The sequence below is a fragment of the Variovorax sp. P4_B10 genome (assembly GCF_056402375.1).
Genome location: NZ_JBFUHN010000022.1, coordinates 1 through 20,074, shown reverse-complemented (window position 1 = coordinate 20,074; position 20,074 = coordinate 1). Strand labels below are relative to the sequence as shown.

The following is a 20,074-nucleotide window of genomic DNA, read 5'->3' as shown; positions in this document are numbered from 1 at the left end:
TCATGCCGGCAGGCTCGATTCCAGCTCGGCCAGTTGCTCGGCCTCGCGCGCGGCGCGCAAGGCGTCCAGCACGTCGCCGAGGTCGCCTTCCATGATCGCCAGCAGCTTGTAGAGCGTGAGGTTGATCCGGTGGTCGGTGAGCCGCCCCTGCGGGAAGTTGTAGGTGCGGATGCGGTCCGAGCGGTCACCGCTGCCGATCAGCCCCTTGCGCATCGCGGCGTCCTTGGCGGCGCGTTCGCTGCGGTCCTTCTCCTGGATGCGTGCGGACAGCACCTGCAGTGCCTTCGCCTTGTTGCGGTGCTGGCTGCGGTCGTCCTGGCACTCGGCCACGATGCCGGTCGGGATGTGCGTGATGCGCACGGCCGAGTCGGTCTTGTTGATGTGCTGGCCGCCGGCGCCGCTCGCGCGGTAGGTGTCGATGCGCAGGTCGGCGGGATTGATCTGCACTGCAACAGTCTCGTCGGGCTCGGCCAGTACGGCCACCGTGCAGGCGCTCGTGTGGATGCGGCCCTGCGTCTCGGTGGCCGGCACGCGCTGCACGCGGTGGCCGCCCGATTCGAAGCGCAGGTGGCCGAACACTTCGTCGCCGACGATGCGGATCACCACTTCCTTGTAGCCGCCGAGCTCGCTCTCGCTTTCGCTCACGACCTCGCAGCGCCAGCCGGCGCGCTCGCAGTAGCGCGTGTACATGCGCAACAGGTCGCCCGCGAACAAGGCCGACTCGTCGCCGCCCGTGCCCGCGCGGATTTCGAGGAAGGCGTTGCGTGCGTCGTCGGGGTCCTTGGGCAGCAGCAGGCGCTGCAGCTCTTCTTCGAGCTGCACCAGTTCGGCTTCGGCGCCCGCGATTTCTTCGTGCGCCATCTCGGCCATGTCGGGGTCATCGAGCATCTCCTTCGCACCGGCGATGTCGGCCTCGCGCTGCGTATAGCGCTCGTAGCGGCCGGCGATCTGCGTGACCTCGGCGTGCTCGCGCGAGATGGTGCGGTACTGCGCCATGTCGCTCATGATGTCTTCGCGCGAGAGCAGGAAGTCGAGTTCGCCGAGGCGCTGGACATAGCGTTCGAGTTGATGGCGCAGAAAGGTTTTCACGGCGGAAAAGAGGCTCGGAAAAAAGGGGGAAGGGTGCCGCAATGCAGCGGCAGGGCGCATGGAGACCGCGGCAAACAGAGCCGGGCCGCTGACGAGCGTCGCTAACGCTCTTTGCGCAGGAACAGTCGCGAGATGGTTTGCGCGGTCTGCTCGCGCGACGCGGCGTCGCCCGCATGCAGCTCGGCCATCGCGCCGTGCATCATCTTCTGCGTGAGCCCGCGCGACATCGCCTCGAGCACCGCATCGACCGACTCGCCCTTGGCCAGCAGCTTGCGCGCCCGCGCCATCTCGGCGGTGCGCCATTCGTCGGCCTGGGCATTGAGCTGCTGGATCAGCGGCACCGTGCCGCGCTGGCCCAGCCAGTGCATGAAGCTTTGCACGCCGGCATCGATGATCACTTCGGCCTGCGCCACGGCGGCCTGGCGGTTGGCCTGGCCCTGTTGCACCACCTGCGCGAGGTCATCGACGGTGTAGAGGTAGATGTCTTCGAGCGCCTTCACCTCGGGCTCGATATCGCGCGGCACGGCCAGGTCGACCATGAACATCGGGCGGTGCTTGCGCGCCTTGAGCGCGCGCTCGACGGCGCCGAGGCCGATGATCGGCAGCGTGCTCGCGGTGCAGCTCACCACGATGTCGAATTCGGCCAGCCGCGTCGGCAGGTCGGCCAGCCGCATCGCCTCGCCGCCGAAGCGCGAGGCCAGCTTTTCGCCGCGTTCGAGCGTGCGGTTGGCAATGGCGATGGACTTCGGCTCCCTGGCCGCGAAGTGCGTGGCCGCGAGGTCGATCATTTCGCCTGCGCCGACGAACAGCACGCGTGTCTGATGCAGGTCTTCAAAGAGCTGACCGGCCAGCCGAACGGCCGCCGCGGCCATGCTGATGGAATGCGCCCCGATCTCGGTGGCTGTGCGCACTTCCTTGGCGACCGCAAAAGAGCGCTGGAACAGTTGGTTGAGCGTGCTGCCGAGCGCGCCGGCGGTTTCGGCCGCGCGCACCGCATCCTTCATCTGTCCGAGGATCTGGGCTTCGCCGAGCACCATCGAATCGAGCCCGCTGGCCACGCGGAAGGCATGGCGCGCGGCTTCGTCGTCGTGCAGGGTGTAGGCATGCGAGCGCAGCAGGGCGGGAGCCACGCCACCGCTCTCGGCCAGCCAGCCGAACGTGTGGTCGAGGGCGATGTGCTCGGACGCGCAATAGATCTCGGTGCGGTTGCAGGTCGAGATGATTGCGGCCTCGACCTGGGGGTGGCGGCCGCTGGCAAAGGAGCTGCGCAGACTCTGCAGCGTCGGGGCCAGCTGATCGAGCGCGAACGCGAAACGACCACGCAGATCGAGCGGCGCGGTCGTATGGTTCAAGCCAAGAGCCCAGACTGACATGGCCGTGATTATAAAATCAGCAGCCGCACCAGGCTTGCGCAGGGACAAATGGCTTTCCCTATGACAGCCATAACCTTCGCCGCATGTTCGCGGCCTCCCTGATGGACCTGCTGGCCCTCCTCAATCACCTGCTTAATTTTGTGGCACCTGCGGCGTTCATCGCCCTGGTGCTGGTCGTGGCGGGCCGGTATCTGGGCGGGCACCGCGCGGGCGTTCCGCGCTGGTGGGTGCAATGGGCGATCACCTTCGGGGCCGGTGTGCTGGTCCTGCTGGCCGGCCTGGTGGTGTTCGGTCGCGACGGGACGATGACGACCTACGCCGCGCTCGTGGCGGTCTGCGGCACCGCGCAATGGCTAGCGATGCGCGGCTGGCGCCGCTGAAAGTCCCGACCAGCCCTTTCCAGGGATACCGCGGAACCGGCTACGCTAGCAGCAACTTGTCGTCGTCCAGCTTCTCGCCGCGGGTCTGCTCGAACATCCGCAGCAGGTCGGGCACGTCGAGCCCCGAGCGTTCCGGCCCGGCCACGTCGAGGATCACCTGGCCTTCGTGCAGCATCACCGTGCGCGAGCCGTAGTCCAGCGCCTGCCGCATGCTGTGCGTCACCATCATCGCGGTCAGCTGGCTGCCTTCGACGATCTTGGCGGTCAGCTCCAGCACGAAGGCCGCGGTCTTCGGGTCGAGCGCCGCCGTGTGCTCGTCGAGCAGCAGGATGCGCGAGGGCTTGAGCGAGGCCATCAGCAGGCTCACCGCCTGCCGCTGCCCGCCCGACAGCAGGCCGATGCGGTCGGCCAGCCGGTTTTCCAGCCCGAGCTTCAGGATCGACAGCTTCTCGCGGAACAGCTCGCGCAGCTTGCGATTGAGCGAGAAACCGAAGCCTCGCCGCTCGCCGCGCTTCCATGCCAGTGCCATGTTCTCCTCGATGGTGAGTGCCTCGCAAGTGCCGGCCATCGGGTCCTGGAACACGCGGGCCACCATGCCCGAGCGCTGCCAGGCGTTCATGCGGGTCACGTCCTTGCCGTCGATCTCGATGCTGCCCTTGTCGACGATCAGGTCGCCGCTCGCCGCATTGAGAAAGGTCGACTTGCCCGCGCCGTTCGAGCCGATCACGGTGACGAACTGGCCCGTGGGAATCTCCAGGCTGAGCCCGCGCAGCACGCGGTTCTCGATCGGCGTGCCCGGGTTGAAGGTCATCTCGAGTTGTTGGGCGCGCAGCATCAGTTCTTCCCCTTGAAGAGTCCGCCCAGCTTGCGCTTGTAGGCAGGCACCAGCAGCGCGAACGCCACCAGCACGGCGGTCACCAGATTCAGGTCCTGCGCCTGCAGGCCCATGAAGTCGGTGTTGAGCGCCATCGCGATGAAGAAGCGGTACAAGAGCGCACCCAGCACGCAGGCCAGCGTGGTGATCACCATGCTGCGCGCGGGCAGCAGCGTCTCGCCGATGATCACCGCCGCCAGGCCGATCACGATCGTGCCCACGCCCATCGAGATGTCGGCCGTGCCCTGGCTCTGCGCGAACAGGGCGCCGGCCAGCGCCACCAGCGCGTTGGAGAGCGCCAGGCCCGCCATCGTGTGGAAGTCGGTCGAAATGCCCTGGGCCCGCGCCATGCGCGCATTGCCGCCGGTGGCGCGCATCGCCAGGCCGGCTTCGGAAGCGAAGAACATGTCGACCACGATCTTCGCAGCGAGCACGATCAGGAGCAGCAACAGCGGCTTGGCCCACTGCTCGGGCATGCCGCCGAAGTCGACCATGCTGAACACCGTGGGTTCGGTGATGAGCGCCACGTTGGGCTTGCCCATCACGCGCAGGTTGACGGAGTAGAGCGCGATCATCACCAGGATGCTCGCGAGCAGCTGCATGATCTTGAGCTTGACGTTGAGCCAGGCGGTGATCCACCCCGACGCGGCGCCGGCCACGCAGGCCACCGCGGTGGCGGCGGCCGGGTTCCAGCCGGCGACGATCAGCGTCGCGGCCACGGCGGCGCCCAGCGGAAAGCTGCCGTCCACCGTGAGGTCGGGAAAGTTGATGATGCGAAACGACATGAAGACGCCCAGCGCGACCAGTCCGAATATCAGACCGATCTCGATGGCGCCCAGCGAAGCGATGAGCGACATGGAAAAGCTGGGCTTACTTCGTGCTCACGACCTTGGCCGTCTTCAGCAGCGTCTCGGACAGGGTCACGCCCTGCAGCTTGGCCGCGCCGGGGTTCACCACCAGCTCGAAGTTGGTGCTGGTCTGCGAGGCGATGGTGCCGGGCTTCTCGCCCTTGAGGATGCGCACCACGATCTTGCCGGTCTGGCGGCCGATGTCGCCGTAGTTCAGGCCGAGGGCCGCCACGGCACCGCGCTCGACGGTTGCCGTGTCGGCAGCCACCACAGGCAGCTTGGCCTGCTGGGCCACCTTCACGATGCCTTCGAAGGCCGAGACCACGTTGTTGTCGGTCGGCGTGTAGATCACGTCGGCCTTGCCCACGAGGCTCTGGGCGGCGGTCGGCACGTCCACGGTGCGCGCGGCGGCGGCTTCGACGACGGTCATGCCGGCATCGGCGGCGGCCTTCTTGAGCGAGGCGACGATGGCCACCGAGTTGGCTTCACCGGGGCTGTAGATCACGCCGATGCGCTTGGCGTTCGGCACCACCTGCTTGATCAGGCCGACGTGCTTCTCGAGCGGCGAGAGGTCGGACACGCCGGTCACGTTGGTGCCGGTGGCGTCCCAGTTCTTCACCAGCTTGGCGGCCACCGGGTCGGTGATGGCCGAGTACACGACGGGAATGCTCTTGGTGGCGGCCACCACGGCCTGCGCCGAGGGCGTGGCGATGGCGACGATCACGTCGGGGGCATCGCCCACGTACTTGCGGGCGATCTGGGCCGCGGTGCCCACGTTGCCCTGCGCGCTCTGGTAGCTGAACTTGAGGTTCTTGCCTTCTTCGTAGCCGGCGGCCTTGAGCTCGGCCTTCACGCCGTCGCGCACGGCATCGAGGGCCGGGTGCTCGACGATGGCGGTCACCGCCACCGACTTGGTGTCGGCCGCGCGGGACGGCGCGGCGGCCAGCATGCCGAGGGCCAGGGCCACGGCGCTGAAGGAGGTGCGAAGCAAGGCGTTTTTCACGTGAGGGTCTCCGGATGGGGGATGAATGTGTCTGAGTGCGGCTGCCGGCGCGCGCCGGGGCGGGGAATTCAGCGGTCCGGAATGGCAGCGTGCAATTCCGGCAGCTTTGAAGTCTAGATGCTACTTTGCACAATTAAGGTGCATGCGCTTATCGGGCTTACCCCGCTTTAGGAAACATAATTGCATCTATCGGAGGATGTGAGAGATGAAATTGCATGAGATCGAGCTCGACCGGATCGACCGCAGGATTCTTGACCACCTGCAGGTGCATGGCCGCGCAACCAACCTCGAGCTGTCGGAGGTGGCCAACCTGTCGCCCGCGCAGTGCATGCGGCGCCACCGGCGGCTGGAAGAACTGGGCCTGATCAACGGCTATGCGGCGCACCTGAATGCGCGCCACGTCGGGCTCGGGGTGATCGCGTTCATCCACGTGACTATGGCGCGCGGCCACGTCGACGAGCTGCCCAAGTTCCAGGACCTGATCGCCGACCTGAAGCAGATCCTCGAGTGCTATTCGGTGACGGGCGACTTCGACTACGTGCTCAAGGTGGTCGCGCGCGACCTAGAGTCGCTCTCGCAGTTCCTGATGCACACGCTGATGCACATGCCGGGCGTGTCGGCCGTGCGTTCGAGCGTGTGCCTCAACGAGATCAAGTGCACCAGCGCCCTGCCGCTGGAGTGAACGGCCTCAGGTCGGCATGCCGGGAATCGGCGAGTTCGACGTCTCGGGCACGACGGGGGCCGCGGCCGGCTCCGTCGATGCCATCACCAGCGTGGTCGGCGTGGCCATCGGCAGCGAGGCCTCTTTGAACGCATCGAGGATGGCGAACAGCAGGTCGCTGCGAATGCCGCCCGCGAGCCGAGGGCTCGCCACATAGGCGATTGCCTGGAAGATCAGGAGACTGTTCTCGATGCCTTCGAGCGTGAGCGACGGTGCCGGTGTTTCCAGCACGCCTTCGTGCTCGCGGCAGGCCGTGAGGATCAGCTCGCGCACGCGCTGCGCGTCGGTGGTCAGCGGCATCGGCAGGCGGATCAGCACGCGGCCCTCGGCATTGGCCAGCGTCATGTTGCGCACGGTCTTGGTGATGAACTCCGAGTTCGGCACGATCAGCGTCGAGCGGTCGCCGAGCTGGATCTCGGTGGCGCGCACGTTGATGCGCCGCACGTCGCCCTCGGCCGTGCCCAGCACCACCCAGTCGCCCACCTTCACCGGTTGCTCGGCCAGCAGGATCAGGCCCGAGATGAAGTTCTGCACGATCGCCTGCAGCCCGAAGCCGATGCCCACCGACAGCGCACTCGCCACCCACGCGATGCGCTCGATGCCGATGCCCAGGGCCGAGAGCGTGAACGCGATCACCAGGATGCCGCCCACGTAGCCCAGCAGCGTGGTGATCGAGCTCTGCATGCCGGGCTCGAGCTGCGTGTTGGGCAGGTAGCTGCGTTCGAGCCAGCGCTTGAACACCCGCAGCACGATGAAGCCGACCACCGCCACGGCCAGGGCGCTCAGGATCGCACCCGGCACCAGCTGGAACTCGCCCACCTTCACGCCGGTGCCGAACTTGCCGCTGCGCTGGAACACTTCGCCCGGCCCGGTGCCCAGCGGCGCGGCCAGCGCGATCAGCATGTAGAAGAACAACCCGATGCGGCTCAGGCCCGAGAGCACCGTGGCGGCCTGGTCCAGCGTCTGCGGCGCGAGGCCGAAGCTCTTCTGCAGGCGCTGGCCGAAGGTGCTGCGCGACGACACGATGGCCATGAACACGTCGTCGGCGAACTTGAACAGCACATAGAAGGCCGCGGCCACGATGCCGCTCCAGGTGAGCTGCGAGGCGAGGAAGCTCGCGAGCGCCACATAGCCGACGGCCACCAGCACCCAGATCGCAATCATCAGCACGCCGATCAAGGCGACCAGCAGGCCGACCCACATCGGCCGCTCGGGCAGGCCGGCCTCGGGCGCGTCGGCGCGCAGCGGCTTCAGCAGGTAGAGCACCGCGCCGACCAGCGTGGTGAGCACCAGCGCCGTGAGCACATGCGTGGCCACCACGGCCGCGAAGCTCGCATCGATCAGCGCGTTGACCTCGGCCGGCGTCCATGCCAGCGCCGCCACCAGCGCGACCAGCCAGGGCAGGGCGGCGAGGCGGGTTGCCATGGCATCGGGAATCGGCGGCAGGCGCCACGAGGGCCGGCGGGTGGCGAGCAGCCCGCGGCCCAGCCCGATCACGAAGGCCATGAACACCAGCGCCTGCGCCGCCGACTGCAGCGCCTTGCGGGCCTGGGGCTCCCAGGTGGCGTATTCCTTGAGCACCGCCACGAAGCCGTGCGCGGCCAACGCGACCAGCAGCACGTGGCTTCCCACGATGCCGATCACCAGCAGCGAGCGCCGCAGGCGCCCGGCCGGCAGCAGCCGCGCGGCGAGGCGAGTGAGCACGTGCTCGGCGGCCCAGTTGCCGAGCACCGCGAACAGCAGCGCGGCGATCAGGGCGGCAATCACCTGGGTGCGGGATGCCGGCTGAAGCGCGGTCTGGAGGCCGTCGTTCAGGGCGGCCGACATCGTCTTCAACCGTTCCAGGTCGTCGGGCCAGGCCTCGCGCAGATCGCTCCAGAACTCCCCGCCGAGCGGCGAAGCCGCACGCTCGGTCAGCTGCGCCTCGAACAGTGCCCGGCGCTGCGTGACCAGCTCGGTGCCGCGTTGGCGCACGTCGACGGACAGCAGGCGCGCCAGCCGGATGTCAGCGTCGAGTGCGTTGCGCTCTTTGGTCAGGCGCGCACGCTGGCGCGTGATGTCGGGGTCTTCGGTGGCGCCCGCGGYCGGCGGATTGCCGAGCTCGCCCAGTCGCGCATTCAGGTCGGCCAGCTCGCCGGTGCGCGCGGTGACGAACTTGTCGGCCTGCGTGCCGATCTCGTTGATCTGCGTGAGCAGCTTGCGCGCATCGTCGTCGGTGCCAGCTGCCGCTGTGATCCTGGCGAACTGCTCGCGCAGCTCGGCCACCGTGGGCGTGGGCGCGGGCAGCGACGTGGCGCTGCCGCCGAGGTCGGGTTGCGCCATTGCGCTCCCGCACATCAGGAAGGCGGCGAGGCAAAAGGTCGCTAGGCGGGGGATCCAACTCATGGCCGCATCATAGAAGCCGCCATTTCGTAAGAGCTGGTAAGCGCTGTGAGGCTCAGCCGCCGGGGCTGAACAGGTCGACCCTGTCGGTGATGATGCCGTCGGTGCCCAGGTCGATCAGCCGCTGCGCAGCCCAGTCGTCGTTGACGGTGTAGCTCAGCGAGCGCAGGCCGGCGCCGTGCACCTGCGCAACGGTGGCGGCGTCCCACAGCGCGTGGTTGCAGACGATGGCCGTGCAGCCGAGATCGCGTGCGGCGTCGAGCCAGCCGGTCCACAGCGTGTCGAGCAGCAGGCCGCGCGGCAGCTCGGGTTGCGTCGCGGCGGCGCCCTTGAGCGACTCGACCTGGAAGGAGGTGAGCAGCGGGGGAATCGCCGCGCCTTGCCAGAGGCGCGCGGCTTCCCGCGCCACCACTTCACCGGTCTCGCGCTCGGCGCCGGGCGTGGGCTTGATCTCGATGTTGAGCAGGTAGCCGTTGGCCAGGCAGAAACGGGCCAGGTTCTCCAGCGTCGGCAGTGGTTCGCCCGCGAAGCTGCGCGAATGCCAGCTGCCCGCGTCGAGCTGCGAAAGCGCGCTCCAGGGCTGCTGGCCGCCGATGCCATGACCGTTGGTGGTGCGGTCCAGCGTGGCGTCGTGCATCAGGAAGGGCACGCCGTCCGCGCTGAGCTTGGCGTCGCACTCGAACATGCGGTAGCCGTGCGAAGCGCCGAACCGGAACGCTGCGAGCGTGTTCTCGGGCGCGAGCTTGCCGGCGCCGCGATGCGCGACCCAGCGGGGGTAGGGCCAGGGGCTGCGTTCCGCCATCGTTCAGTCCGCGCGCTTGCCTGATCCTGCGTCGAACCAGTGCAGCTTGTCTTCGCGCGCTGCGATCTTCACCGTGTCGCCGGTGACCGGCGGGTGATCGCCTTCGTCGGTGCGCATGATGATCTGCTCGTCGCCGATGCGGCCGTAGACCAGCCGTTCGGCGCCCAGCAGCTCGACCTGCTCCACCTGCACCGTCCAGCCGCTTTCGTCGAGCTTCATGTGCTCGGGGCGGATGCCGAGGATCTGGCCCGGCCGCACGCCCGGTGCATGCCTCAGCAGGTTCATCGGCGGCGAGCCGATGAAGCTCGCCACGAAGGTGGTGGCCGGCTTGGAATACACCTCTTCGGGCGTCGCGAACTGGTCCATCACGCCGCCGTTCATCACGATGATGCGCTGCGCCAGCGTCATCGCCTCGACCTGGTCGTGCGTGACGAAGAGCGAGGTGATGCCGAGCTCGCGGTGCAGCTTCTGGATTTCGAGGCGCGTCTGCGCGCGCAGCTTGGCGTCGAGGTTCGACAGCGGCTCGTCGAACAGGAACACCTGCGGCTGCCGCACGATCGCGCGGCCCATGGCCACGCGCTGGCGCTGGCCGCCCGAGAGTTCGCGCGGCTTGCGTTCGAGCAGGTGGCCGAGTTCGAGGATCTTCGCAGCCTTGTCGACGCGCACCTTGATCTCGGGCACCGGCACCTTGGCGATCTTCAGCCCGTAGGCCATGTTGGCGAACACGCTCATGTGCGGATAGAGCGCGTAGTTCTGGAACACCATGGCGATGTCGCGCTCGGAAGGTTCGAGCTCGTTCACCACCCGGCCGCCGATGGAGATTTCGCCGGCCGAGATTTCCTCGAGGCCGGCCACCATGCGCAGCAGCGTCGATTTGCCGCAGCCCGAGGGCCCGACGATCACGATGAATTCATGGTCGGCGATCTCGGCGCTCACGCCGTGGATGACCTGGTTGGCTTTCGGCCCGTGGCCGTAGCGCTTGATGACGTTGCGAAGGGAAAGTGCAGCCATGTTCTTCTCGATTGCGGCCTCTATCGCGAGGCACTGTTATTTCCAGAACCACCGCGGAACCGGCTTTGCCGGGCCGCTGGTGGTGCCCCCGGTAGGGGGTTGGCGAAGCGACACGAAGTGCGCGCAGCCTGGGGGCGAGCCTATTTCTCAGTGTCCACAAGGCCCTTGACGAACCACTTTTGCATCAAGACCACCACCAGCGCGGGCGGCAGCATGGCGAGGATGGCGGTGGCCATCACGACGTTCCATTCGTTCTGCCCGTCGCCGCCGGCGATCATGCGTTTGATGCCGACCACCACGGGGTACATGTCTTCGCTCGTGGTCGCGAGCAGCGGCCAGAGGTACTGGTTCCATCCGTAGATGAACTGGATCACGAACAGCGCCGCGATCGAGGTCTTCGACAGCGGCAGCAGCACGTCGAAGAAGAACCGCATCGGGCTTGCGCCATCCATGCGCGAGGCTTCGGTGAGCTCGTCCGGCACCGTCAGGAAGAACTGGCGGAACAGGAAGGTGGCCGTGGCCGACGCGATCAGCGGCACCGTGAGGCCCGCATACGTGTTCAGCATGTTCAGGTCCGACAGCACCTTGTAGGTGGGCAGGATGCGCACCTCCACCGGCAGCATCAGCGTCACGAAGATGGCCCAGAAGCAGATCTTCTTGAACGGGAAGCGGAAGTAGACGATGGCAAAGGCCGACAGCAGCGAGATCGCGATCTTGCCGATGGAGATCACCATCGCCGTCACGAAGCTCACCCACATCATGTGCGCCACGGGGGCATTGGAGCCCGCGCTGCTCTCGCGACCGAAGAGCGCGCCCTTGTAGCTGTCGATCATGTTCGAGCCGGGCAGGAGCGGCATTGGCGCCTGCACGATCTCCTGCGCCGTGTGCGTGGAGGCCACGAACGCCAGGTAGAGCGGGAAGGCGACGATGAAGACGCCGAGGATCATCACGACGTGGGCCAGGATGCCGTGGGTGCCGCGTTTCTCAACCATGCTGCGCCCCGCCGAGTTCGTTCTTCTTCTGTTTCATCATCAGTACTGCACTTTCTTCTCGACGTAGCGGAACTGGATCACCGTCAGCGCCACCACGATCACCATCAGCACGACCGACTGCGCAGCCGAACCGCCGAGGTCCAGGCCCTTGAAGCCGTCGTGGTAGACCTTGTAGACCAGGATGGTCGTGTCCTTGCCCGGGCCGCCCTGCGTGGCCGCATCGACGATCGCGAAGGTGTCGAAGAAGGCGTAGACCACGTTGATCACCAGCAGGAAGAAGGTGGTGGGCGACAGCAGCGGGAACTGCACGGTCCAGAAGCGGCGCCACGGGCGCGCGCCATCGATGGCCGCAGCCTCGATCAGCGACTTCGGGATCGACTGCAGGCCGGCCAGGAAGAACAGGAAGTTGTAGGAGATCTGCTTCCACACCGAGGCCATCACGATCAGCGTCATGGCGTGGCCCGAGTCGAGCAGGTGGTTCCAGTTGATGCCGACCTTGCCGAGCGCATAGGCCACCACACCCAGCGAAGGCGAGAACATGAAGACCCAGAGCACGGCCGCCACGGCGGGCGCCACGGCATAGGGCAGGATCAGCATGGTCTTGTAGAACATGCCGCCGCGCACGATGCGGTCGGCAAAGACGGCGAGCATCAGCGACAGGCTGATGCCGATGCTGGCCACCAGCACCGAGAAGAAGGCCGTGGTCTTGAACGACTCGGCGTAGGCCGGGTCGTCGAACAGTTCCCTGAAGTTCTGCAGCCCGACGAATTCGACCGACGTGCCGAACGCGTCCTGCTGCTGCAGCGACTGCAGGATGGCCTGCCCCGCCGGCCAGAAGAAAAACACGAGGATCACCGCCATCTGCGGCGTCAGCAGCAGCCACGGCAGCCAGCCCGAGCGAAAGAAAACGCGTTTTTCCATGATCCCTCTGAATAAAAAATCCCGCCCGGCCCGCTCTGGTGCAAGAGCGAACGGGGGCGGGCGATATTAGCCGGACACAGCGGCCCGGGCGTCAATCGTTAGCTTTTGTTCGCCTTCTGGAAGCGTTCCAGTTGCTCGTTGCCGCGCGTCACGATGGCGTCGAGGGCTTCCTTGGCGGTCTTCTTGCCGTTCCAGACCTGTTCGAGCTCTTCGTCCTCGATGGCGCGGATCTGCACGTAGTTGCCCAGGCGGATGCCGCGGCTCTTGTCGGTGACCTTGCGGATCATCTGCGTCACGGCCACGTCGGTGCCGGGGTTCTGCTTGTAGAAGCCCGAGTCCTCGGTGAGCTTGTACGAGGCGGTGGTCACGGGCAGGTAGCCGGTGCGCTTGTGGCTGGCGGACTGCACTTCAGGCGTCGAGATGAAGCTGAAGAACTTGGCCACGCCCTTGTATTCGGCCGGCTTCTTGCCCGACATGACCCACAGGCTGGCGCCGCCGATCACAGTGTTCTGCGGTGCGCCCGGCACGTCCGGGTAGTAGGGCAGGGGGGCCAGGCCATAGGCGAACTTGGCGTTCTTCGCCACGTTGCCGTAGAAACCCGACGACGTGTTGATCATGGCGCACTCGCCCGAGACGAACGAGGCTTCCGGCACGTTGCCGCGGCCCTTGTAGATGAAGAGGCCCTGCTTGGACATGCTGGCCAGGTTCTCGATGTGGCGCTGGTGCAGCGGCGAGTTCACCTTCAGGCGTGCGTCCAGGCCCTGCAGGCCGTTGGCCTTGCTCGCGAATTCCACGTTGTGCCAGGCCGAGAAGCTCTCGACCTGCGTCCAGTTCTGCCAGGCGGTGGTGAACGGGCACTTGTGGCCGCTCGCCTTGAGCTTGGCGGCCGCAGCCACCACTTCGGGCCAGGTCGAGGGCGCCTTGTCGGTGGGGAGACCGGCCGCCTTGAAGGCGTCCTTGTTGAAATAGAAGATGGTGGTCGAGCTGTTGAACGGGAAGCTCAGCATCTGGCCGTTGGGGGCGGTGTAGTAGCCGGCCACGGCGGGGATGTAGGCGGCCGGGTCGAATTTCTCGCCCGCCTCCTTCATGACCTGGCCGACCGGCACGATCGCGCCCTTGCTGGCCATCATGGTGGCGGTGCCCACTTCGAACACCTGCAGGATGTGGGGTGCGTTGCCGGAGCGGTAAGCCGCAATGGAGGCCGTCATCGATTCGTCGTACGTGCCCTTGAAGGTCGGGACGATCTTGTATTCCTTCTGGCTCTCGTTGAACTGCTTGGCCAGGTCGTTGACCCACTCGTTGTTGACGGCGGTCATGGAATGCCACCACTGGATCTCCGTTTGGGCCTGTGCCACGTTGAACAGCGTGGCGGCCAACGCCGATGCCAGCGCGAGCGTCTTGAATCGCATGAAGACTCCTGAAGGGGAAAATGGAAAGCGCGGATGCTAGGGCATGTGGATGACACAGCCGCGTCACATTGGCGCACGGACGGCCGCCATCTTCCAATCGGGGAAACCCCTTTGGCGCCAAGCCCGGCGCGGGGTGCGGGCCTGCATGTTGCGCTGCACCATGCTAGCATCGCCATCCCCCTTTTCGGCCTAGCCTGTTGCCGCGGCCGGGGTCTCCGCGAGTACGCCATGAGCAGCAAAACCTCCCTCGACAAAAGCAGGATCAAGTTCCTTTTGCTCGAGGGCATCCACCCATCGGCCGTGGAGGTGCTGCGCGCCGCCGGCTACACCAACATCGAGTCGCTGCCGGGTGCCTTGCCCGACGCAGAACTGAAGGCGAAGATCGCCGACGTTCACTTCCTGGGCATCCGCTCGCGCACGCAGCTGACGGCCGAGGTGTTTGCCGCGGCCCACAAGCTGGTGGCGGCCGGTTGCTTCTGCATCGGCACGAACCAGGTGGACCTCGAGGCTGCCCGCGAGCATGGCGTGGCGGTGTTCAACGCGCCTTATTCCAATACCCGCTCGGTGGCCGAGCTGGTGCTGGCCGAAGCCATCCTGCTGCTGCGCGGCGTGCCCGAGAAGAGCGCGGTGGCGCACCGCGGCGGCTGGCTCAAGTCGGCCGACAACGCCTTCGAAATTCGCGGCAAGACGCTGGGCATCGTGGGCTATGGCTCGATCGGCGCCCAACTGTCCGTCCTGGCCGAGGCGCTGGGCATGCAGGTGGCGTTCTTCGACGTGGTCACCAAGCTGCCGCTGGGCAATGCGCGCCAGGTGCGCGAGCTGCACCAGCTGCTGGCACAGAGCGACATCGTGACGCTGCACGTGCCGGAGACGCAGGCCACGCAATGGATGATCGGTGCGGTCGAGATCGCAGCCATGAAGCCGGGGTCGATCCTGATCAACGCTTCGCGTGGCACGGTGGTCGAGATCGAGCCGCTGGCCGAGGCGCTGAAGGCAAGGAAGCTGCTGGGCGCTGCCATCGACGTGTTCCCGGTGGAGCCGCGCAGCAACAAGGACGAGTTCCTGTCGCCCCTGCGCGGGCTCGACAACGTGATCCTGACCCCACACATCGGCGGCTCGACGATGGAGGCGCAGGCCAACATCGGGCTCGAAGTGGCGGAGAAGCTGGTGAAGTACAGCGACAACGGGACTTCGACTTCTTCGGTCAATTTCCCCGAGGTGGCGCTGCCTGCGCACCCCGGCAAGCACCGGCTGCTGCACATTCACCGGAACGTGCCGGGCGTCTTGTCCGAGATCAACAAGATCTTTTCGGACAACAACATCAACATTTCGTCCCAGTTCCTGCAGACCAACGAGAAGGTCGGGTATGTGGTGACGGACATCGACGCCGCCTCTTCGGACCTCGCGCTGGAGAAGCTGGCCAAGGTGAGCGGGACCATCCGGAGCCGCGTGCTGTTCTGAGGCCGACCGCGCCGCACCGCCTGCCGGGCGCCGCTCCATAGGGGGAACGGCGACGCGACGAGGCAAGCCTCCAAGCACTGCCCTAAAATCCCCTGCCCGGCTATATGGGCGCGCAGCGCCTGGCCGAGGCGCCCCACCCGATGAATGCTCCGACCGCGTTGAATACGCTGTTGTCACAGGCCGCAGAGCCTGTACGACTGCGCGAGATCCCGTACAACTACACCAGCTTCTCCGATCGCGAGATCGTGATTCGCCTGCTGGGCGAACGCGGCTGGGAACTGCTCCAGACCCTGCGCGCCGAGCGCCGCACCGGCCGATCGGCGCGCATGCTCTACGAAGTGCTGGGCGACATCTGGGTGGTCCAGCGCAATCCCTACCTGGTCGACGACCTGCTGGACAACCCGCGCCGCCGCGGCCAGCTGGTCGACGCGCTCAGGCACCGGCTGACCGAGGTGCAGAAGCGCCGCACCCCCGACAGCGACCTGCCGCGCGACCAGCTCGTGGGCGAGCTCACCGGGCTCGTCAGCGACGCCGTGGCCGCGTTCGACACCAAGTTCCGCGACGTCGCCGCCCTGCGCCGCAAGGCCACGCGCGTGCTGCGCCGGCTCACGGCCAAGGACAACATCAAGTTCGACGGCCTCTCGCGCGTGTCGCATGTCACCGACGCCACCGACTGGCGCGTGGAGTACCCCTTCGTCGTGCTGTGCCCCGACACCGAGGCCGAGATGGCGCTGCTGGTCAAGGGCTGCATCGAGCTGGGCCTGACCATCATTCCGCGCGGGGGCGGCACCGGCTACACCGGCGGCGCCATTCCGCTCACCTGGAACAGCGTCGTCATTAACACCGAGAAGCTCGAGGCGATGACCGAGGTCGAAACGATCCCGCTGCCCGGCCTCGACAACCCCGTGCCCACCATCTGGACCGAAGCCGGCGTGGTCACGCAGCGCGTGGCCGATGCGGCCGAGCGCTCGGGCTTCGTGTTCGCGGTCGATCCCACCTCCGCCGAGGCCTCGTGCGTCGGCGGCAACGTGGCGATGAACGCGGGCGGCAAGAAGGCCGTGCTCTGGGGCACGGCGCTCGACAACCTCGCCTCGTGGCGCATGGTCACGCCGCAGGCCGAATGGCTCGAAGTCACGCGCATCGGCCACAACCTCGGCAAGATCCACGACGCCGAAAGCGCCGTGTTCGAGCTGCAGTACTACGCGGCGGACGGCAAGACGAAGCTGCGCACCGAGCGCCTCGAGATCCCCGGCAAGACCTTCCGCAAGGAAGGCCTCGGCAAGGACGTGACCGACAAGTTCCTCTCGGGCCTGCCGGGCATCCAGAAAGAAGGCTGCGACGGCCTCATCACCAGCTGCCGCTGGGTGGTGCACCGCATGCCGGCCCACACGCGCACCGTGTGCCTCGAATTCTTCGGCAACGCCAAGGATGCGGTGCCCAGCATCGTCGAGATCAAGGACTTCATGTTCGCCGAGCAGAAGCGCTCGGGCGTGCTGCTGGCCGGCCTCGAGCACCTGGACGATCGGTATCTGAAGGCCGTGGGCTACGCCACCAAGTCGAAAAAACACGGCGGCCTACCGAAGATGGTGCTGTTCGGCGACATCGCGGGCGACGACGCCGACGCGGTCGCCCGCGTCACCTCCGAGGTGGTGCGCATCGCCAACTCGCGCAGCGGTGAAGGCTTCGTCGCCATCAGCCCCGAGGCGCGCAAGAAATTCTGGCTCGACCGCAAGCGCACGGCCGCCATCAGCAAGCACACCAACGCCTTCAAGATCAACGAAGACGTGGTGATTCCGCTGCCGCGCATGGCCGAGTACAGCGACGGTATCGAGCGCATCAACATCGAGCTCTCGCTGCAGAACAAGCTCGCGCTCACCGACGAACTCGAAGCCTTCCTCACGCGCGGCAACCTGCCGCTGGGCAAGACCGACGACGCGCACGAGATTCCGGCGGCCGAGCTGCTCGAAGACCGCGTGGCTCAGGCCGTCGCGCTGGTGCAGGAGGTGCGCACGCTGTGGGCCGGCTGGCTGCAGAACGTCGACGGCCTGTTCCCGCAACTGCAGGATCACACCCTGCGCGCCAGCTGGAAGACGCAGTTGCGCCAGCCGCTGCAGGAGATCTTCTCGGGCGCCGAGTTCGCGCCGATCCTGGCCGAATGCACAGCCATCCACAAGCAGGTGCTCAAGGGCCGCGTGTGGGTCGCACTGCACATGCACGCGGGCGACGGCAACGTGCACACCAACATCCCGGTCAACAGCGACAACTACGACATGCTGCAGACCGCGCATGCCGCAGTGGTCCGCATCATGGCGTTGGCGCGCAGCCTCGACGGCGTGATTTCGGGCGAGCACGGCATCGGCATCACCAAGCTCGAGTTCCTGAGCGACGAAGAGCTGAAGCCCTTCATGGACTACAAGCAGCGCGTCGATCCCGAGGGCCGATTCAACAAGGGCAAGCTGGTGCGCGCGCCGGCCGGCGAAGCCGTCACGCTGCATGCCGACCTGACCAACGCCTACACGCCGAGCTTCGGCCTCATGGGGCACGAGTCGCTGATCATGCAGCAGAGCGACATCGGCGCCATCGCCGACAGCGTGAAGGACTGCCTGCGCTGCGGCAAGTGCAAGCCGGTGTGCGCCACGCACGTGCCGCGCGCCAACCTGCTCTACAGCCCGCGCAACAAGATCCTCGCGACCTCGCTGCTGGTCGAGGCCTTCCTCTACGAGGAGCAGACCCGGCGCGGCATCAGCATCAAGCACTGGGAAGAGTTCGAGGACGTGGCCGACCACTGCACCGTGTGCCACAAGTGCCTCACGCCGTGCCCGGTGAAGATCGACTTCGGCGACGTGTCGATGAACATGCGCAACCTGCTGCGCAAGATGGGCCAGAAGAGCTTCCGCCCCGGCAATGCGGCCGCGATGTTCTTCCTCAACGCGACCAATCCGCAGACCATCAAGGCGGTGCGCGCGGGCATGGTGGGCGTGGGCTTCAAGGCCCAGCGCCTGGTCAACGACCTGCTGCGCGGCCTGGCGAAGAAGCAGACGGCTGCGCCGCCGGCCACGCTGGGCCCGGCGCCGATCAAGGAGCAGGTGATCCACTTCATCAACAAGAAGATGCCGGGCAACCTGCCGAAGAAGACGGCGCGCGCGCTGCTCGACATCGAGGATGCGGACTACGTACCCATCATCCGCGACCCGAAGACCACCACCTCGGAAACCGAGGCGGTCTTCTACTTCCCGGGTTGCGGTTCGGAGCGCCTGTTCTCGCAGGTCGGCCTTGCTACGCAGGCAATGCTCTGGCATGCGGGCGTGCAGACGGTGCTGCCGCCGGRCTACCTGTGCTGCGGCTATCCGCAGCGCGGCAGCGGCCAGTTCGACAAGGCCGAGAAGATGATCACGGACAACCGCGTGCTCTTCCACCGCGTCGCCAACACGCTCAACTACCTCGACATCAAGACCGTGGTGGTGAGTTGCGGCACCTGCTACGACCAGCTGCAGGGCTACCAGTTCGACAAGATCTTCCCGGGCTGCCGGATCATCGACATCCACGAGTACCTGCTCGAGAAGGGCATCACGCTGGCCGGTGCAGGCGGTGGCGGCTACCTGTACCACGACCCCTGCCACTCGCCGATGAAGCTGCAGGATCCGATGAAGACGGTGAAGGCGCTGGTCGGCGACAACGTGCTCAAGAACGACCGCTGCTGCGGCGAGTCGGGCACGCTGGGCGTGTCGCGGCCCGACATCTCGACGCAGATCCGCTTCCGCAAGGAAGAAGAGCTGAAGAAGGGTGAGGCCGAGTTGCGCGAGAGCGGCCGGGTCGGCGCCAAGGACAACGTGAAGATCCTGACCAGCTGCCCGAGCTGCCTGCAAGGCCTCTCGCGCTACGGCAACGACCTGAACAACGGCCTGCTCGAAGCCGACTACATCGTGGTCGAAATGGCCAACAAGATCCTCGGAGAAGACTGGATGCCGACCTACGTGGCGGCTGCCAACCAAGGCGGCATCGAACGGGTGCTGGTGTGACGGTGCAAGGTTGTCCCTTCTGCGAAGGCCCGGGCGGCCGCATCGTGTTCGAGGGCGCGAAGCTGCGCGTCATCCATGCGGAAGAGGCTGGCTTCCCGGCCTTCTACCGCGTGATCTGGCGCGACCATGCGCCGGAGTTTTCCGACCTCGATGCCGCGGACCGCGTGCTGTGCATGGAGGCGGTGACGGTGGTCGAGCAATGCCTGCGCGAGCGGCTGAAGCCGGTCAAGGTCAACCTCGCCGCGCTCGGCAACATGGTGCCGCACCTGCATTGGCACGTGATCGCGCGTTTCGAGTGGGACAGCCACTTTCCCTCGCCGTTCTGGGCCGCTGCGCAGCGCGCGGCGCCGGCGGATCGCGTGGCGGGCGTGCAGGCGCTGCTGCCGGCGCTGGAGGCCGAGATGGTCCGCCGGCTGGCGGGGCTCGGCTGAGCTTCGGACCGGTCGCGCTCAGCGCGCGGAGGCCGTGCGGGTCGTCGTTGCCTTGCGGTCCTCGCAGGACTGCCTGAATTCCGGCGTTGCGCGCATTTCGTTCGAGAAGCGTTTCGATGCTGCGCTGCCATCGCGGCACACGCGCTCGAGTTCGGCCTGGGCTTCGCGGTTGCCGGCATGCGAGGCATGGGCCAGCAGGCGCAGTGCGTGGATGGGCAGTGCAACCGGCCCGCTTGTCGATGGGCTTGTCGCTTCTGTCGTTGCCTTGGGCGCAGGTGCGGCCGGCTTGGCGGCCTCTGTTGCCGGCAGCGTGCGGCCCGTGCCCGCCGATGTGGGCAGGCGCTCGACCGCGGTGAAG

At 66.7% G+C, this 20,074-nt stretch carries 17 protein-coding genes; 5 read left to right on the top strand and 12 right to left on the bottom strand.

Features of this window, described 5'->3' with window-relative positions:
- Both prfA and hemA read right to left on the bottom strand, forming a co-directional pair.
- The gene (gene prfA, locus AC1DXX_RS12665; RefSeq protein WP_478134554.1) at positions 1-1,089 is read right to left on the bottom strand and encodes a peptide chain release factor 1; all 1,089 of its coding nucleotides are present in this window, start codon (positions 1,087-1,089) and stop codon (positions 1-3) included.
- A gap of 101 nt (positions 1,090-1,190) precedes the next feature.
- A complete protein-coding gene (hemA, locus tag AC1DXX_RS12660) occupies positions 1,191-2,462 on the bottom strand; it encodes a glutamyl-tRNA reductase (protein WP_478134553.1) in 1,272 nt (423 codons plus the stop codon).
- 101 nt (positions 2,463-2,563) lie between these two features.
- On the opposite strand from hemA, the gene AC1DXX_RS12655 reads away from it, so the two are divergent.
- Positions 2,564-2,842 carry a hypothetical protein gene (locus AC1DXX_RS12655; RefSeq protein ID WP_478134613.1) on the top strand — a complete coding sequence of 93 codons (279 nt, stop codon included), beginning with the start codon at positions 2,564-2,566 and terminating at the stop codon, positions 2,840-2,842.
- Positions 2,843-2,882: 40 nt separating this feature from the next.
- On the opposite strand, the gene AC1DXX_RS12650 is transcribed toward AC1DXX_RS12655, so the two are convergent.
- The 3 genes from AC1DXX_RS12650 to AC1DXX_RS12640 are packed head-to-tail and all read right to left on the bottom strand — an operon-like array spanning position 2,883 to position 5,567.
- Positions 2,883-3,677 carry an ABC transporter ATP-binding protein gene (locus tag AC1DXX_RS12650; RefSeq protein WP_478134552.1) on the bottom strand — a complete coding sequence of 265 codons (795 nt, stop codon included), beginning with the start codon at positions 3,675-3,677 and terminating at the stop codon, positions 2,883-2,885.
- Entirely contained in the window at positions 3,677-4,573 is an 897-nt protein-coding gene (locus tag AC1DXX_RS12645) for an ABC transporter permease (RefSeq protein WP_478134551.1), read from the bottom strand. The genes AC1DXX_RS12650 and AC1DXX_RS12645 overlap by 1 nt, the downstream gene beginning before the upstream one ends.
- A gap of 13 nt (positions 4,574-4,586) precedes the next feature.
- Positions 4,587-5,567, bottom strand: a complete 981-nt coding sequence (locus AC1DXX_RS12640) for an ABC transporter substrate-binding protein (RefSeq protein ID WP_478134550.1) — start codon at positions 5,565-5,567, stop codon at positions 4,587-4,589.
- 211 nt (positions 5,568-5,778) lie between these two features.
- Here AC1DXX_RS12640 and AC1DXX_RS12635 point away from each other — a divergent pair, with 211 nt between their 5' ends.
- On the top strand, positions 5,779-6,249 hold the full coding sequence (locus AC1DXX_RS12635) for an Lrp/AsnC family transcriptional regulator (protein ID WP_478134612.1): 471 nt from the start codon (positions 5,779-5,781) through the stop codon (positions 6,247-6,249).
- Between the two features lie 6 nt (positions 6,250-6,255).
- On the opposite strand, the gene AC1DXX_RS12630 is transcribed toward AC1DXX_RS12635, so the two are convergent.
- From AC1DXX_RS12630 to ugpB, 6 genes are all read right to left on the bottom strand, one after another.
- Complete coding sequence (locus tag AC1DXX_RS12630) at positions 6,256-8,673, bottom strand: DUF3772 domain-containing protein (RefSeq protein ID WP_478134549.1); 2,418 nt, start codon at positions 8,671-8,673, stop codon at positions 6,256-6,258.
- Positions 8,674-8,725: 52 nt separating this feature from the next.
- Positions 8,726-9,472 carry a glycerophosphodiester phosphodiesterase gene (gene ugpQ / locus AC1DXX_RS12625; protein WP_478134548.1) on the bottom strand — a complete coding sequence of 249 codons (747 nt, stop codon included), beginning with the start codon at positions 9,470-9,472 and terminating at the stop codon, positions 8,726-8,728.
- Between the two features lie 3 nt (positions 9,473-9,475).
- Positions 9,476-10,483, bottom strand: coding sequence for a sn-glycerol-3-phosphate ABC transporter ATP-binding protein UgpC (ugpC, locus tag AC1DXX_RS12620; protein ID WP_478134547.1), 1,008 nt, complete (start codon positions 10,481-10,483; stop codon positions 9,476-9,478).
- Between the two features lie 140 nt (positions 10,484-10,623).
- Positions 10,624-11,475 (bottom strand): sn-glycerol-3-phosphate ABC transporter permease UgpE, encoded by an 852-nt coding sequence (gene ugpE / locus AC1DXX_RS12615; protein ID WP_478134546.1) that lies wholly within the window; start codon positions 11,473-11,475, stop codon positions 10,624-10,626.
- Between the two features lie 39 nt (positions 11,476-11,514).
- Positions 11,515-12,396, bottom strand: coding sequence for a sn-glycerol-3-phosphate ABC transporter permease UgpA (gene ugpA / locus AC1DXX_RS12610; RefSeq protein ID WP_478134545.1), 882 nt, complete (start codon positions 12,394-12,396; stop codon positions 11,515-11,517).
- A 98-nt stretch (positions 12,397-12,494) separates the two neighbouring features.
- A complete protein-coding gene (gene ugpB / locus AC1DXX_RS12605; RefSeq protein WP_478134544.1) occupies positions 12,495-13,805 on the bottom strand; it encodes a sn-glycerol-3-phosphate ABC transporter substrate-binding protein UgpB in 1,311 nt (436 codons plus the stop codon).
- 228 nt (positions 13,806-14,033) lie between these two features.
- Between ugpB and serA the strand changes: the two genes are divergently transcribed.
- The 3 genes from serA (at position 14,034) to AC1DXX_RS12590 (ending at position 19,716) form a co-directional block, all read left to right on the top strand.
- On the top strand, positions 14,034-15,266 hold the full coding sequence (gene serA / locus AC1DXX_RS12600; protein ID WP_478134543.1) for a phosphoglycerate dehydrogenase: 1,233 nt from the start codon (positions 14,034-14,036) through the stop codon (positions 15,264-15,266).
- A gap of 140 nt (positions 15,267-15,406) precedes the next feature.
- Entirely contained in the window at positions 15,407-19,285 is a 3,879-nt protein-coding gene (locus tag AC1DXX_RS12595) for a DUF3683 domain-containing protein (RefSeq protein ID WP_478134542.1), read from the top strand.
- Positions 19,282-19,716 (top strand): HIT family protein, encoded by a 435-nt coding sequence (locus tag AC1DXX_RS12590; protein ID WP_478134541.1) that lies wholly within the window; start codon positions 19,282-19,284, stop codon positions 19,714-19,716. Before AC1DXX_RS12595 ends, AC1DXX_RS12590 begins: the two co-directional genes overlap by 4 nt.
- A gap of 18 nt (positions 19,717-19,734) precedes the next feature.
- Here the strand turns inward: AC1DXX_RS12590 and AC1DXX_RS12585 are convergent.
- On the bottom strand, positions 19,735-20,074 hold a 340-nt coding region (locus AC1DXX_RS12585), incomplete at its 5' end, for a hypothetical protein (RefSeq protein WP_478134540.1).

What these genes read in the sequence shown, in the direction of transcription:
- hemA (WP_478134553.1), bottom strand. Translation starts at nt 2,462, where the DNA reads ATGTCAGTCTGGGCTCTTGGCTTGAACCATACGACCGCGCCGCTCGAT.
- AC1DXX_RS12655 (WP_478134613.1), top strand. Translation starts at nt 2,564, where the DNA reads ATGGACCTGCTGGCCCTCCTCAATCACCTGCTTAATTTTGTGGCACCT.
- AC1DXX_RS12650 (WP_478134552.1), bottom strand. Translation starts at nt 3,677, where the DNA reads ATGCTGCGCGCCCAACAACTCGAGATGACCTTCAACCCGGGCACGCCG.
- AC1DXX_RS12645 (WP_478134551.1), bottom strand. Translation starts at nt 4,573, where the DNA reads ATGTCGCTCATCGCTTCGCTGGGCGCCATCGAGATCGGTCTGATATTC.
- ugpQ (WP_478134548.1), bottom strand. Translation starts at nt 9,472, where the DNA reads ATGGCGGAACGCAGCCCCTGGCCCTACCCCCGCTGGGTCGCGCATCGC.
- ugpC (WP_478134547.1), bottom strand. Translation starts at nt 10,483, where the DNA reads ATGGCTGCACTTTCCCTTCGCAACGTCATCAAGCGCTACGGCCACGGG.
- ugpE (WP_478134546.1), bottom strand. Translation starts at nt 11,475, where the DNA reads ATGGTTGAGAAACGCGGCACCCACGGCATCCTGGCCCACGTCGTGATG.
- ugpA (WP_478134545.1), bottom strand. Translation starts at nt 12,396, where the DNA reads ATGGAAAAACGCGTTTTCTTTCGCTCGGGCTGGCTGCCGTGGCTGCTG.
- ugpB (WP_478134544.1), bottom strand. Translation starts at nt 13,805, where the DNA reads ATGCGATTCAAGACGCTCGCGCTGGCATCGGCGTTGGCCGCCACGCTG.
- serA (WP_478134543.1), top strand. Translation starts at nt 14,034, where the DNA reads ATGAGCAGCAAAACCTCCCTCGACAAAAGCAGGATCAAGTTCCTTTTG.